Origin of the sequence: Roseobacter sp. HKCC-CH-9351 (assembly GCF_037830295.1) — a bacterium.
Taxonomy (GTDB): domain Bacteria; phylum Pseudomonadota; class Alphaproteobacteria; order Rhodobacterales; family Rhodobacteraceae; genus M30B80.
On sequence record NZ_JBBLYM010000001.1, the window covers coordinates 530,177 to 544,942 of the forward strand.

At 54.3% G+C, this 14,766-nt stretch carries 13 protein-coding genes; 5 read left to right on the forward strand and 8 right to left on the reverse strand.

Features of this window, described 5'->3' with window-relative positions; all coding sequences use genetic code 11:
• Window positions 1-5: 5 nt before the first annotated feature.
• The 3 genes from AAC632_RS02775 (at window position 6) to AAC632_RS02785 (ending at window position 2,709) form a co-directional block, all read left to right on the forward strand.
• The gene (locus AAC632_RS02775) at window positions 6-1,196 is read left to right on the forward strand and encodes an amino acid aminotransferase (RefSeq protein ID WP_340298253.1); all 1,191 of its coding nucleotides are present in this window, start codon (window positions 6-8) and stop codon (window positions 1,194-1,196) included.
• Window positions 1,197-1,264: 68 nt separating this feature from the next.
• Entirely contained in the window at window positions 1,265-1,888 is a 624-nt protein-coding gene (locus AAC632_RS02780; protein ID WP_317657216.1) for a queuosine precursor transporter, read from the forward strand.
• Window positions 1,889-2,130: 242 nt separating this feature from the next.
• Window positions 2,131-2,709 (forward strand): hemerythrin domain-containing protein, encoded by a 579-nt coding sequence (locus AAC632_RS02785; RefSeq protein ID WP_340298252.1) that lies wholly within the window; start codon window positions 2,131-2,133, stop codon window positions 2,707-2,709.
• Window positions 2,710-2,746: 37 nt separating this feature from the next.
• On the opposite strand, the gene gyrB is transcribed toward AAC632_RS02785, so the two are convergent.
• The 8 genes from gyrB to mutM form a co-directional block, all read right to left on the reverse strand.
• Entirely contained in the window at window positions 2,747-5,164 is a 2,418-nt protein-coding gene (gene gyrB / locus AAC632_RS02790; RefSeq protein WP_340298251.1) for a DNA topoisomerase (ATP-hydrolyzing) subunit B, read from the reverse strand.
• Between the two features lie 73 nt (window positions 5,165-5,237).
• Window positions 5,238-5,864 carry a LysE family translocator gene (locus tag AAC632_RS02795; protein WP_340298250.1) on the reverse strand — a complete coding sequence of 209 codons (627 nt, stop codon included), beginning with the start codon at window positions 5,862-5,864 and terminating at the stop codon, window positions 5,238-5,240.
• An 8-nt stretch (window positions 5,865-5,872) separates the two neighbouring features.
• Window positions 5,873-6,949, reverse strand: coding sequence for a DNA replication/repair protein RecF (recF, locus tag AAC632_RS02800; protein ID WP_340298248.1), 1,077 nt, complete (start codon window positions 6,947-6,949; stop codon window positions 5,873-5,875).
• Window positions 6,950-6,988: 39 nt separating this feature from the next.
• Window positions 6,989-8,107 (reverse strand): DNA polymerase III subunit beta, encoded by a 1,119-nt coding sequence (dnaN, locus tag AAC632_RS02805; RefSeq protein ID WP_340298247.1) that lies wholly within the window; start codon window positions 8,105-8,107, stop codon window positions 6,989-6,991.
• Between the two features lie 138 nt (window positions 8,108-8,245).
• Window positions 8,246-9,622, reverse strand: coding sequence for a chromosomal replication initiator protein DnaA (gene dnaA / locus AAC632_RS02810; protein WP_340298246.1), 1,377 nt, complete (start codon window positions 9,620-9,622; stop codon window positions 8,246-8,248).
• A gap of 619 nt (window positions 9,623-10,241) precedes the next feature.
• Window positions 10,242-10,511, reverse strand: a complete 270-nt coding sequence (gene rpsT / locus AAC632_RS02815; protein WP_317657210.1) for a 30S ribosomal protein S20 — start codon at window positions 10,509-10,511, stop codon at window positions 10,242-10,244.
• Window positions 10,512-10,671: 160 nt separating this feature from the next.
• Complete coding sequence (locus tag AAC632_RS02820; protein WP_317657209.1) at window positions 10,672-11,448, reverse strand: enoyl-CoA hydratase; 777 nt, start codon at window positions 11,446-11,448, stop codon at window positions 10,672-10,674.
• 64 nt (window positions 11,449-11,512) lie between these two features.
• Window positions 11,513-12,379 (reverse strand): bifunctional DNA-formamidopyrimidine glycosylase/DNA-(apurinic or apyrimidinic site) lyase, encoded by an 867-nt coding sequence (gene mutM, locus AAC632_RS02825; RefSeq protein ID WP_340298245.1) that lies wholly within the window; start codon window positions 12,377-12,379, stop codon window positions 11,513-11,515.
• Between the two features lie 88 nt (window positions 12,380-12,467).
• On the opposite strand from mutM, the gene ubiE reads away from it, so the two are divergent.
• Window positions 12,468-13,232 carry a bifunctional demethylmenaquinone methyltransferase/2-methoxy-6-polyprenyl-1,4-benzoquinol methylase UbiE gene (ubiE, locus tag AAC632_RS02830; protein ID WP_340298244.1) on the forward strand — a complete coding sequence of 255 codons (765 nt, stop codon included), beginning with the start codon at window positions 12,468-12,470 and terminating at the stop codon, window positions 13,230-13,232.
• A gap of 3 nt (window positions 13,233-13,235) precedes the next feature.
• A complete protein-coding gene (gene ubiB / locus AAC632_RS02835; protein WP_340298243.1) occupies window positions 13,236-14,765 on the forward strand; it encodes a 2-polyprenylphenol 6-hydroxylase in 1,530 nt (509 codons plus the stop codon).
• The last annotated feature ends 1 nt before the right edge of the window (window position 14,766 follow it).

Below are 14,766 nucleotides of genomic sequence, written 5' to 3' on the forward strand. Positions count from 1 at the left end.
CTATGATGTTTGAAACGCTGACCGCCCCCGAGGCTGATAAAATCATCCGTCTGATGGGAATTTTTGCCGCTGACCCGCGCCCTGAAAAAATCGACCTTGGTGTAGGGGTCTACAGAAACGGCCAAGGACAGACCCCAATCATGGCAGCGGTCAAAGATGCCGAGCGGCGGATTTGGGACGCACAGAACAGCAAATCCTACGTCTCGCTTGCAGGCGATAAGGCCTATCTTGAGGCGGTCGAACAGTTGCTATTTTCCACACGCGGGGCGAAAGCCACGATTGCAACACCTGGTGGAACGGGGGCGTTGCGCCAATGTTTTGAGGCGCTCAAATATCTGCGCCCAAACCTGACGGTATGGCTGCCAGAACCAACATGGCCCAACCACGCCTCAATCCTGCGCTATTTGGATCTGCAGGTTCAGACCTATCGCTTCCGCGATGAGGCAACAGGCGGGTTGGATCACGCAGGCCTGATGGCGGATCTGGCACAAGTGGCACAAGGGGATGCCGTGGTCATCCACGGCTGCTGTCACAATCCAACGGGGATTGAACCAACCCCAGACACATGGCGCGACATCGCCGTGACACTGGCCAAGCGCGGGGCCTTGCCCGTGATTGATATGGCCTATCTGGGATTTGGCAGTGGGATTGAACAAGATCGCGCAGGTTTAGATATGATCTGCGCTGAATGCCCTGAAGTTTTGGTGGGGTTTTCAGCCTCTAAATCCTTTGGGCTGTATCGGGATCGCGTGGGTGCGGTTCTGGCTCAATGCCACAGCCCTGCCATTCAATCTGAGATGCAAGGCTTGCTGACATGGCTTAATCGCCAGAATTACGCCTTTCCCCCAGATCATGGGGCGCGGGTGGTGCAAGTGATTTTGGATGATCCCGAACTGCGTGCCAACTGGGTGGCCGAGCTATCGGCGATGCGTCAAGAGATCGACGCGAACCGCCAATGCTTTGCCAATGATTTACGTCAGCACCAAATGGGTCGCCTCGCAGATCAAATCGCGGAACAACGCGGGATGTTCTCGCTGCTGGGCCTCAGCCCCGATGACGTGCGTCAGCTGCACGAAACGCGGGGGATTTATCTGGTTGAGGACAGTCGCGTCAATCTTGCGGCAATGACACCCACGGCCAGCCGCATCGTGGCAGAAGCCATTTCAACGCTTGCACAAGCTGGGCAATCAGAATAGAGCGCGCCCTGTCCCGCGATGCGCGCGGGGCCAAGTCTCCGACTACCTTGTCAAAACGGATGAACATTATGAAATCTTCCTATCTTCCTGGCATCCTTGCCATGGCGGCCATCGTTTTGGCCTCAAATATCCTTGTGCAGTTTCTATTCGGCAATTGGCTGACATGGGGTGCCTTTACCTATCCACTGGCCTTTTTGGTCACTGACATCATGAACCGCGTCTATGGTGTCGCAGCCGCGCGGCGCGTTGTGTTTGCGGGTTTTGTGACGGGCGTGATCTGCTCTCTCATCGGCACGCAAATCATGGGCGAGTTTGGGCCATTGGTGACGTTGCGTATTGCTCTTGGTTCTGGCCTTGCGTTCCTCGTGGCGCAGTTGATGGATGTGGCCATATTTGACCGCCTGCGCGCAGGCGCATGGTGGCGCGCGCCTGTCGTCTCGACCTTGGTTGGGTCTAGCCTTGATACCGCGCTGTTCTTCACCATCGCATTTTCAGCAAGCCTCAGCTTCCTTGAACCTGCCAATGATGTCTCTTGGGCGGGCGATATCTTGCCCATCTTGGGCCACGGCCCCGAAGCGCCGCTGTGGGTATCCCTTGCCATTGCTGACTGGTTGGTCAAGCTCGCGCTCGCGCTGATCGCGCTTGTGCCATTCCGCCTGATTACCCGCAAAGTTTTGGCACAGGTTGCGTAAAAACTTTTGACAAACACAAAATATGTGGCAACCTGTGGATAACAGAAACGTAATGAAAGGAGGTGATCCAGTGTCTAGAGAGGTATTGGAGAAAGGGTTCGGGACAGCGATGGAGGTGCGCCTTTAAGCAGCCTTAAGGGCGATAACCGAAATGGCTGGGCGATGATTTCCTAACCGCGCCCACCTCCTGATTTCTCGAAGGGCCGCTTGCAAGAGCGGCCCTTTTCGATGAGAGGTTTCCCATGACTGAGATAGATCATCTTGCATTGGCCCACCGCGAGGGCCTGCCCGATGCGCTGCGCATTCTGTTGCAGGATTACCCGCGCGAGACATGGCAAGCGCATCCAAATTTTGGTGGCTTGGTCGCATTCTGGTTAGATCGCCACCTTATGTTCCGCAGACTTGACGCCATGTTGACCGATGCTGTGCAACAGGCGCTAGATCGCAACAATGATCCGCAAAACTTTGCGCGCAACCTGTCTCGCTTTGGTGGGATGCTTCTTGAGCAATTGCACGGCCATCACACGATCGAAGATCAGCATTATTTTCCGTTGCTTGTGCAAAAAGAGCCCAAACTTGAACGTGGTTTTGATATTCTTGACCGTGACCACCACGCGCTTGATCCGCTGTTGGCGGATTTTGCTACGGCAGCGAATGGGGCGATTACGGGCGCGCTTGCGGGTAAAGGACCAGATGCAATTGCCCCTCTTGAGCGAGAGATGGCCCGCCTGTCCCGTCTGTTAGATCGGCATTTGCAAGATGAAGAAGAACTGGTGGTTCCCGTCATTCTAAAATTCGGCCCTTCGGGCCTAGACGGTTAACCCAAAGCCCCCGCGCTTGGGGGCTTTGGGGGAGAGTTTAAAAATCTAAGTTCTCAACACTCAGAGCGTTGGCTTGGATGAATTCGCGGCGGGGTTCTACGACATCGCCCATCAGTTTGGTGAAAATGTCATCCGCATCGGCCAGATCGTCAATTTTGACCTGCAACAAGGTGCGCGCCTCTGGGTCAAGGGTTGTCTCCCACAGCTGGCCTGGGTTCATCTCACCCAAACCCTTATAGCGTTGCAGGGTCAGGCCCTTTTCACCTTCCGCCAAAATGGCATCCAGCAATTCGGTCGGGCCATGGATGATTTGGCTACGTTCTTTACGGGCAAGATGCGCTGGCTTTGCAAAAATCTCGCGTGTTTCGGCGCTGACGGAGGAGAGCTTGCGCGCCTCGCCAGAGCGCAGAACCGCACCATCAAGGTTTCTGATTTCTTCCACCCCGCGCAAAACGCGGCTAAGGCGGATCCCATGATCTTGGGTGATACGCCCTTGCCATCCGCGCTCGTATTCCACGGCGACCAAATCAAGGCGCGCCGCGATTTGATCCGCAACACCCTGAAGATCGCTGTTCAAGCGGTCTTGATCAAAGCCGCCCGCAAGCGCGGCCTGTTCAAGGATGTGACGGGGATAATGGGTTGGGAAGGCCTCAAGAACACGGCGGAAGGCACGCGCGCCATCAACAACACGCGCTAAATCTGCGCCTGCAATTTCTTCACCAGAGGGCATACGCAGAACCGCGCCATCAACGCCCATTTGGATCAGGTAATCATCAAGCGCTGCTTGATCTTTCAAATAGACCTCGGATTTACCGCGCGCCACCTTGTAAAGCGGCGGCTGCGCAATAAAGAGATTTCCCGCCTCAATGATCTGCGGCATCTGGCGGAAGAAGAAGGTCAACAACAACGTGCGGATATGCGCGCCATCAACATCGGCATCCGTCATGATGACGATCTTGTGGTAGCGCAGTTTTGATAGGTCAAACTCGTCCCGCCCGATGCCTGTGCCAAGCGCGGTGATCAGCGTGCCGATCTCTTGGCTTGACAACATGCGATCAAAGCGCGCGCGTTCCACGTTAAGGATTTTCCCGCGCAGAGGCAGAACCGCTTGATTGTGCCGCGACCGGCCCTGTTTGGCGGAACCGCCGGCGCTGTCACCCTCAACCAAGAACAATTCAGATTTGGCAGGATCTTTTTCCTGACAATCCGCCAATTTACCGGGCAGGCTGGCCACATCCATTGCCGTTTTGCGGCGGGTCAACTCGCGCGCTTTACGCGCGGCTTCGCGGGCCAAAGCCGCTTCGACAATCTTGCCCACGATATTACGGGCCTCTTGGGGATGTTCTTCAAACCATTCGCCAAGCTTTTCGTTGACCAAATTCTCCACCGCAGGGCGCACTTCTGAGGACACCAATTTGTCTTTGGTCTGGCTTGAGAATTTTGGATCAGGCACTTTGACAGACAACACGCAGGTCAGCCCCTCGCGCGCATCATCGCCTGTGAAATTGACCTTTTCGCGCTTAGCGATACCCGATGTATTGGCGTAGTGGTTGATCGTGCGGGTCAGCGCACCACGAAAACCTGCCAAATGCGTGCCGCCATCACGTTGTGGGATGTTATTGGTGAAGGGCAGCACGTTCTCATGATAGCTGTCATTCCACCACATCGCGACCTCAACGCCGATGCCATCGCGTTCGCCCGACATAAAAATTGGATCTTCCAGCATTCCTGATTTGGAGCGGTCGATATATTTCACGAATTCGCGCACACCGCCCTCATAGACCATCTCGCTGCGCAAAGGTTCGGCTGGGCGTTCATCCTCAAGCACGATTTTGACGCCCGAGTTCAAAAAAGCCAATTCACGCAGACGCGTCTCTAGGGTTTTGAAACTATATTCCAAGTTCGAAAATGTGGTCAGCGAGGCGAGAAAACGCACTTCCGTGCCCTTTTCACCATCGGAGTCCCCCACAACGCGCAAATGCTCGACCGTTTCGCCACGTTCGAACTTGGCGTAATGCTCTTTGCCATTCCGCCAAATGCGCAGTTCCAGCCAATCGGAAAGGGCGTTTACAACCGACACGCCGACACCATGCAGACCGCCAGAAACCTTATAGGAGTTCTGGTCAAATTTGCCGCCTGCGTGCAGCTGGGTCATAATCACTTCGGCAGCAGATACGCCTTCCTCAGCATGCATATCCACAGGGATACCGCGGCCATTATCGCGCACAGAAACTGAATTATCGGCATGAATTTTGACGGAAACTTGCGTGGCGTGACCTGCCAATGCCTCGTCAATGCCATTATCGACAACCTCATACACCATATGGTGCAGGCCAGAGCCATCATCAGTGTCACCGATATACATACCGGGACGCTTACGAACTGCCTCTAAACCCTTTAGAACTTTGATAGAATCTGCGCCGTATTCCTGCGGCGCGGGCGCGTTTTCGGCCATGGGGACCTCTGCCTGTTTCTTATGCGGTTTTATAACGCGTTATTGTGGGAATGTCACGCCTTTGCCACAATATTTAGCGGTTGAAAACCGCAATCGCTATGGCCACCAAGATCAGCAGGCCGCCTGCGATCTTGTTGATCCGTGTCAGCGCCACTGGGTTCGTCATAAGGCGGCGCGCACGATCCACAAAAAGCGCAAAAAACGTATTTCCAACCAATGGCACAAACATGGAAATGACCCCAATCAGGGCGATATCGGTCGCGTTAATCGTGCTGAGATCAAAGAACCCCGGCAGCATCCCCATGTAGAATAAAATCGCTTTGGGGTTGGCTAAAATCACCGCAAGGCCTGCAATGAACCCTGCCCAGACCCCATTGCGATTAAGGCGGCTATCGGCGCTGATTTGGTGGCCTGCATGACGGATTAGCATGACCCCCATACCTGCAAAAACAACCACAGCGAGCCAACGCAGCGCCTCCATCACCCAATCATAGCTTGCGACAATCCATGCAAGCCCGACCAAGGCCAGAACTGACCATGCGGTATCCCCCAGTGCCACCCCCAACATCAGAGGAAACGCCCCACGCATCCCATGCGCCAATGTGCGCGCGGTCAAGGCCAACCACACAGGGCCAGGGGTGAGAAACAGCACGAAAAGCGCGCCCGCATAGAGCGCCATTTGGGCCAGCGTTATTGTCATTGTCCTACCTAATTGGCCGCCTCCACCCCGAGCGGCACCTCTTGCGCACGCACGCCAAATTCCATGAACAATTCTGCGCCTGTGCCTGTCAAGAAAGCTTGGGCATTCAGCGCGCATATTTCGTCAAAGAGGGCTGCTCGCCTGTCTGCATCAAGATGTGCCGCCACTTCATCCAACAGCACCAAAGGTGCGCGGCCCGTGTCATGCTTTAATGCGCGGGCATTGGCCAAAATAAGAGAAACCAAAAGGGCCTTTTGCTCACCCGTGGAGCATTGCCGCGCTGGGGCATCCTTGGCGCGATAAATCGCGCCAAGATCAGTGCGATGCGGGCCTACCAACGTGCGCCCTGCTGCCATGTCCCGTGACCGCGTGTCAGACCACAACGTGACCAAATCGGTGGGCGCGGTAAAACCCTCTCCCTCCTCCAAGGTCAGATCTGCGATAGGGAAACTGGTTTCCGCCTCCTCTTGCGCGGCAGCAATGCGGGTCAAGGCGGCGTTGCGATTGGCGTATATTTGCTCTGCGGCACCCATCATCTGACGTTCAAGCGCCGCATACCAACCCGCATCGCGCACCTGATCCTTTAGCAAGCGATTGCGATCCCGCATGGATTTTTCATAGGCAAGAACCGCCTCACCATGATCTGGAAAGAAGCTCAGCGTAATGCGATCCAAAAACCGCCTGCGCCCTTCGGCTCCTTCAATCCAAAGCCGATCTTGCGATGGCACCAGCCAAACCATCCGCAAAAGGCGCGCAAGCGCCAATTGGGGCGCGGATTTCTCATCTATCTCGACCTGACGGGGGCTGCTTGGCTCGGCGCGGGTGATGATCTCATGCACAGTGTCGTCAATCTGCAGGGTCGCCGCCACGCGCCACCCAATCACCTCTGGGCGGCGGATCAAATCCTCGGACGGGGCGCGCCGCAGCCCCCGACCAGGGGACAGCATCGAAATCGCTTCTAAGATATTTGTCTTACCCGCCCCATTTGGCCCATAAATCGCAACAGGCCGCCCATCGAAAGACAGCCGCAAACCAAGATGGCTGCGAAAATGCGACAGATGTAAATTCGAGATATAGGCACTCATCCCGCGCGCTCTTTCAATCTACTTGGCGCGCGCGGCGCCTCAGACCCGCATCGGCATTACAACATAGATCGCGCTGGTGTCGTTCCCTTCGCGCATCAAGGTTGGATCACCCGATGAATTGAACATGAACACAGCGTTCTCGCGATCCACTTGGCTGGCGATTTCAAGCAGGTATTTAGCGTTAAAGCCGATCTCGAGCTTTTCATCCGCATAGGCAACCGCCAACTCTTCCTCGGCCGCGCCTGCATCTGGGGCATTCACCGACAGAACCAAACGATCCTCATCAAGGGACAGTTTCACCGCGCGTGAGCGCTCGGACGACACTGTGGCAACACGATCAACTGCACGCGCGAATTCAGAGGCATCCACCTCCAATTTGCGAGTGTTTCCCGATGGGATCACGCGCTGATAATCAGGGAAGGTTCCATCAATCACCTTCGAGGTCAGCGTGATCTCAGGTGTAGCGAACCGAATTTTTGTCTCAGATACGGAAACCGCAATCACCGCATCGTCATCTTCCAACAATTTGCGGATTTCACCCACGGTTTTGCGCGGCACGATCACGCCGGGCATGGCCTCGGCACCTGTGGGCAACTCGGTATCCACGCGCGCCAAGCGGTGACCATCTGTGGCAACCGCGCGCAGCATCCGTCCCTCTTCACCTTCGGCAATATGGAAATAAACGCCGTTGAGATAATAGCGTGTTTCCTCAGTCGAAATCGCGAATTTGGATTTATCGAACAAGCGGCGCAGCGCCGGCGCTTTGGCCGAGAAATTTGCGCTATATTCGGACGAAGACATCACAGGAAAATCTTCCTTGGGCAATGTCGCCAAAGAGAAATTCGATCGGCCCGCCTGAACGATTAAGCGACCCGAGGCTGCATCATCACTGATTTGTACCAAGGCCCCCTCAGGCAGTTTGCGCGTAATTTCATGCAGTGTGACCGCCGAAACCGTGGTGGCACCCGCTTGTTCGACATGGGCATCCACCTTGTCGACCACCTCAATATCAAGGTCGGTGGCACGAAAGGAAACATGGCTACCATCCGCCTCGATCAACACATTCGCCAAAATAGGGATCGTGTTACGGCGTTCGACAACAGATTGGGCTTGGCTGACAGCTTTGAGCAGGGCCGCGCGCTCGATCGAAAATTTCATAGCCTCGTCTCCAACATATAGCGGGGCGCAGAGGTTACTATCTCTGCGCCGCAGCACAAGTATTTTATCAGCAATGTTTCGATTGGCACAGTCGGGGTCAATGACAATCTTTCGATTGGCATGGCTTGGTGCGGAAAATCACGCCTCCAAAAGACGGCGCAGCAATTCTGCATCTTCCACGAATTGGCTATCCGTGCTCATCAATTCTTCGATTTTACGGACGCCATGCAAAATGGTCGTATGATCACGGCCCCCAAATTTGCGCCCGATTTCTGGCAAGGATCGCGTTGTGTATTTCTTACACAAATACATCGCCATTTGCCGAGGGCGCACAATATTGCGCGCGCGATTGGGGCTCATCAAATCTGCTGGACGCACTTTATAATAGTCGCAGGTTTTTTTTATGATTTCATCCATCGTCACCTTGCGGCTGGTCGCGCGCAAAATGTCAGAAAGGCATTCTTGGGTCAGATCTAGCGTGATCTCGGCACCAACCAGATCAGCAAAGGCGCAAAGACGCGTCAAGGCTCCTTCAAGCACCCGCACATTCGATGAGACACGATGCGCAATGAATTCCAAAACCCCGTCTGCGATTTTCAAATCACGATAGCGTTGGCGCTGTGTCTCCAGTTTGGATTGCAGAATACCAAGGCGCAATTCGTAATCGGTTGGATGTAAATCCACCACCAAGCCGCATTGCAAACGCGAGGCGATCCGACTGTCGAGATCCTCCATATCAACAGGCGCACGATCCCCTGAAATGATAATCTGTTTACCAAGTTCCACCAAAGCGTTGAACGTGTGAAAGAACTCTTCTTGTGTAGAATTCTTGCCCGCGATGAATTGCACATCATCAACCATCAAAACATCAACCGAACGGAACATCTGCTTAAAGCCGATCGTATCTTTTTCCCGCAACGCACGCACAAAGCGATACATGAACTGTTCAGCAGATAGGTAGTGAATGCGCTGATTGGGCTTTTTTTTGGTCAACTCCCAAGCAATCGCGTGCATCAAGTGGGTTTTGCCAAGGCCAACACCGCCGTAAAGAAACAGCGGGTTAAACGCCACGGGGCCACCTTCGGCAACACGGCGTGCGGCGGCGTGAGCCAACTCATTCGGTTTGCCCACGATAAAATTCTCGAACGTGTAAGCAGGGTTCAAATTAGACAAAGGAATGTCCGCATCGGCGCTGATCGCGGCCGAGAGGTCAGGCGCAGACTGCACTGGCGCCCCAACTGCGGGCGTTTGCGGTGCATTAAGTGTTTGGGGCGTGCTCTGCACCAAGAATTCCAAGCGGTCTACTGCAAGCCCTGCGCCATGCAGGTGGCGCAAAATTACATCCCCAAATTTTTGCGAAACCCAAGTGCCAAAGAAATTCGTGGGGACACGGAAACGCGCGATGCGGGCATCGATGCAGTCGAACTCAATCGGCTCAATCCAAGATTTGAAGTTATTTTTTCCAATCGCCGATTGCAGTTCATTACACACATCCACCCACTTGTCGTTCGTCATTATGCACCTACGCTTATTTTTAATTTTGCCGCATGAGAACCGCCTTTCTGGCAGCTCCCACGCGGATCATCCCCGCTTAACGTTTTCAGAAAATCTGCCTGGCCCATTGCAAGTCCAACGGCATAATTATGCCCGCTTGCAACGTCCAAACCGCGACAGCGAACCGTCTTGAACGATTTTTGCAAAAAAGGTGCCCACTCGCAGTTTGCGAGATCCTGTTTTGCCGTTCATAAAATACGGTCACCCTCTCGAGGGAACACAAATACGTTCGGTGCAGACGCTTGGCATCTCAGCCATAGATCAGAGCGATAACCATGCGTACAAACGCAATAGCATCACTCAACCTATAGGCAGATTAATCCACCCTGCGCCGCGCACAAAAATTTGCGCGCGTTGGTCCTTACACCTGTCAGCTGTCCCCCCAGACAATCTGAATCACCTTGCAAGGCTAGCGGGAGTCGCGCCCCCCTCGCAATAAAACTTCACGCTTGACACAATTCTTTTTCAAACCCGAATCTGATGCATCCGCAGAACGGCCTTGATCGACAAAGATTTTCCCCAAAAAAAACGCCCGCACAGGCGGGCGAATTTGTCATAATAATTAGGTCAAAGCCCAATATTACTTGGCCGAAAGCGCCTTAACACGGGCCGACAGACGCGACATTTTCCGCGCAACCGTGTTTTTATGCAGGACACCTTTTGTCACACCGCGCATCAGCTCAGGCTGTGCATCGCGCAACGCGGCTGCAGCAACAGATGCATCGCCTGTTGCAATCGCTTCTTCAACTTTGCGCAGGTAAGTGCGAATACGCGAACGGCGCGCTTTATTTACTTCATAGCGGCGCTCATTCTGGCGGGCGCGTTTTTTGGACTGAGGCGTATTTGCCATTGGTTGATCCCTTCTCTCAGGCTCGTATCAATTAAAATGCAACGCGCGCCTGTCCAGCACCAACCACGGGTTTATAACCGGGTCCTCTGGCCAAAGCGGGCCTCACACGCATGTCTGAGACGCGCATTACGGGAATTCTGACAGAATGTGAAGCCCTGAATCACTTGTCGCGAAACTGGGCTTCGCGCTTTTCAAGAAAGGCTGCCATGCCTTCCTTTTGGTCTTCAGTGGCAAATAGCGCATGAAACAGGCGGCGTTCAAACAAAACACCTTCACGAAGCGTGGTTTCATAGCTGCGATTGACCGATTCTTTGACAGCCATCACGGTGACCATGGATTTCTCAGCAATCTTGGCCGCCGCACCCATGACCTCTTCCATCAATTTTTTGGCAGGGACAACACGGCTGACAAGACCGGCCCGCTCTGCTTCTTCAGCGGTCATGAAGCGGCCTGTCAGATGCATATCCATCGCTTTCGACTTACCCACAAAACGGGTGAGGCGCTGCGTGCCGCCGATCCCCGCGACAATGCCCAAATTGATCTCAGGCTGTCCGAATTTTGCAGTATCCGCGGCAATGATGAAGTCGCACATCATCGCCAATTCGCATCCACCGCCCAAGGCATAGCCCGCAACGGCGGCAATAATGGGCTTGCGACAGCGCAGTAATTCTTCCGTCTCAGTTGTGAATAAATCGCCTGCGAATACATCGACAAAGCTTTTCTCGGACATTTCTTTGACATCGGCCCCTGCGGCAAAGGCCTTATCCGAGCCAGTAATAACGATTACGCGAACCTTATCATTAGAATTGGCGGATTTGATGACCTTGGACAATTCGCCGAGCAACTGAATGTTCAGCGCGTTCAACGCATCAGGTCTGTTCAGCTTGATTAGGCAGACATGGTTTTCAATGTCCACAATCAGGGTTTCATAGGCCATCGCCAGTCAATCCTCGCAGGTTTGCATTTGCGGCAGGGTTAACAGGATAAGCCAAAAGTTGAAACTACCTTTGACAGGCAGGGCAGTAGAAACTTGACCGCCCCGATTGCACAATACGGCGGATCACGCCCGCGCATCCCGACTTGAGGCAAGGCTGGCCTTCGCGGTCATAGACTTGGAATCCATGCTGGAAATATCCTAATTCCCCATCTGCTTGGCGATAGTCACGCAAGGATGACCCGCCCGCTTCAAGTGCCTCGGATAAAACCTCGCGAATGATTGGGACAAGGGACGCAACACGCGCAGGTGCAATTCGACCTGCTTGACGGGTTGTGGATATCCCCGCGCGAAACAGGGATTCGCAAACATAGATATTTCCCAAGCCCGCCACGATCCGCTGGTCGAGCAATGCCGCCTTGATCGGTGTTTTGCGCCTAGACAGCGCATCGACCAAATAGCGTTCATCAAACTGGTTACCCAAAGGTTCTGGGCCGATCTCGCGGATCAACCAATGATCCGCCTCACCCGCAGTCGCAAACAAATCCATCGCACCAAATCGGCGTGGATCGTTAAAGGTGACACGCGCGCCTTGTGCCATTTCGAAAATAACGTGATCATGTTTTTGAGGGGCAGGATGGCCATGCACGAACTGCGCAAGTGTCTCGCGCGCGCCTTCAGGCAGCGAAATCAACATTCGCCCCGACATGCCCAAATGGATCAAGACAGTCGTGCCGCGATCTAAATCCATTAAGATGTATTTCGACCGCCGCCGCAAACGCAGGATACGCGCTCCAGAAACATCCCGCGCCATATTGGCAGGGAATGGCCAACGCAAACCCTCACGATTGAGGCGCAATTCTGTGATCACCTGCCCCTCCATGACGGGGATAAGACCACGGCGCACTGTTTCCACTTCGGGAAGTTCTGGCAAATTCTTCACTCCTTGTTCCAAGCGTCGCATTGTCAGGCGGCCCTTGCTGCCTATAAGAGAGGGGAGTAGAGAAGGAGGGCAAGGCCCAATGACATCGAAAGATGAAAGCCAAGACAGCCGCACCACCCATTTCGGTTTCCAAACCGTGGGCGAGGATGAAAAGGCAGGCATGGTGCATGGCGTGTTTTCCAATGTGGCAAGCCGCTATGATGTGATGAATGATGTCATGTCCGCAGGTATTCACCGCGTTTGGAAAGATGCGATGATGGATTGGCTTGCCCCGCGCGCGGGTCAGGACTTGCTCGATGTTGCGGGCGGGACGGGCGATATCGCTTTCCGCTTTCTCAAACGCGCGCCTTCTGCGAAGGCAACAGTGCTTGATATGACGCAATCCATGCTGATCGAGGGGCAAAAGCGCGCTGAAGCCGCGCATATGGCCGACAGCCTGAATTGGATTGTGGGCGATGCCATGGCGCTGCCCTTTGAAAACAATCGTTTTGACGTCTACACCATCAGCTTCGGCATCCGTAACGTGACCCGAGTGCAGGATGCGCTGAATGAGGCGTTTCGTGTCCTCAAATCTGGTGGACGCCTGATGGTTTTGGAATTCAGCCAATTGCCGAATACGGGCCTGCAAAAGCTATATGATCTCTATTCATTCAATGTGATCCCGCGCATGGGTCAGATGATTGCCAATGATCGCGACAGCTATCAATATTTGGTCGAGTCAATCCGTAAATTTCCCGATCAAGAGACCTTTGCAGGGATGATCCGCACCGCTGGGTTTGAGCAAGTATCCTATCGTAATCTCAGCTTTGGCATCGCCGCGCTGCATTCTGGTTGGAAAATTTAACCGATGCGCGGGCCACATAATATTTGGCGTGTTATCCGCACAGGCGCCACATTCGAGCGCACAGGTGCGATGCGTGTGGCGCTTGAGGCGCTGAAGGCGCCGCGATCCTTGCGCATTGCAGCACGGGTTTTGGGCCTGCCGTTTGCATGGCTGGGGCATCGCGGTGACCCCGCCCTACCACCTGTAACACGCGCGCTGACGGCCCTTGGCCCTGCCTATATCAAATTTGGGCAAATTCTATCGACCCGCCCTGATGTGGTGGGTTCAGAATTGGCGCAACAATTGCGCGTGCTGCAAGATAAGCTGCCACCCTTCTCGACAGAGCGCGCCAAAAAGGTCATTTCCGATGAATTGGAAATTCCTGTCGACCAATTATTCAGCGCCTTTTCCGAGCCAGTCGCAGCCGCCTCTATCGCGCAAGTGCATCAAGCGACCTTGGCTGAGACAGGACAAGAGGTTGCAGTTAAGGTGTTACGCCCCCAAATCGTGCGCGCCTTTCGCAAAGATATCGATGCCTTTTACCTGATCGCGTGGCTGGTCGAAACCCTTGCACCTGCCACTCGGCGGTTGCGTCCACGTGAAGTGGTCGAGCATTTCGAAGGTGTGGTTCTGCAGGAACTTGATCTGAGGATCGAAGCTGCCGCAGCAGGGGAATTTGCGGCCAACACGGCAAATGACGAAGGCTTTGATGTGCCTCAAATTCAATGGGGCCTGTCATCGCGGCAGGTGATGACGATGAGTTGGGCCAAAGGTGTGCCGCTTGGCGATGTCGCAGCGATTGACGCGGCAGGCTTTGACCGCCGCGCCTTAGCTGCGCGCGTGCTGCAGATGTTCCTACGCCACGCTCTGCGGGATGGCTATTTCCATGCCGATATGCACCAAGGAAATCTCAAAGTTTCACCTGTGGCTGACATTGTGGCCTTGGATTTCGGAATCATGGGGCGGCTCGATGAATACACGCGCCGCGTCTACGCCGAAATTTTGATGGGCTTTATTCGCAAAGATTACCGCCGCGTGGCAGAGGTGCATTTTGAAGCGGGATATGTGCCCGCCGATCGCGATGTTGATCAATTCGCGCAAGCCCTCAGATCGGTTGGCGAGCCAATTTTCGGCATGGATGCAAGCCGCATTTCCATGGCACGACTTCTGTCATATCTCTTTGATGTGACTGAAAAATTTGGCATGGAAACGCGCACTGAACTGATCTTGCTGCAACGCACAATGGTTGTTGTTGAGGGGGTTGCGCGCTCCCTTGATCCACATATCAATATTTGGGATGTGGCAAAGCCCGTGGTCGAAGATTACATCGCCCGCAACATTGGGCCTAAAGCCGTAATCGCCGACCTTCTGAAAACGGCAAAGGTGCTCGCGCGGTTCGGGCCACGCTTGCCAGATTTAGCTGAGGCGGCGCTGCTTGCGCAGGTCAACACCAAACCCACAAAGCCTGTCTCAAGGTGGAAGGAGCGTGTGGCCTATGGCGCGCTCGGCTTTGGTTTGGCGGGGGGAATTTTGGCAATCGCTGAATTTCTATAGG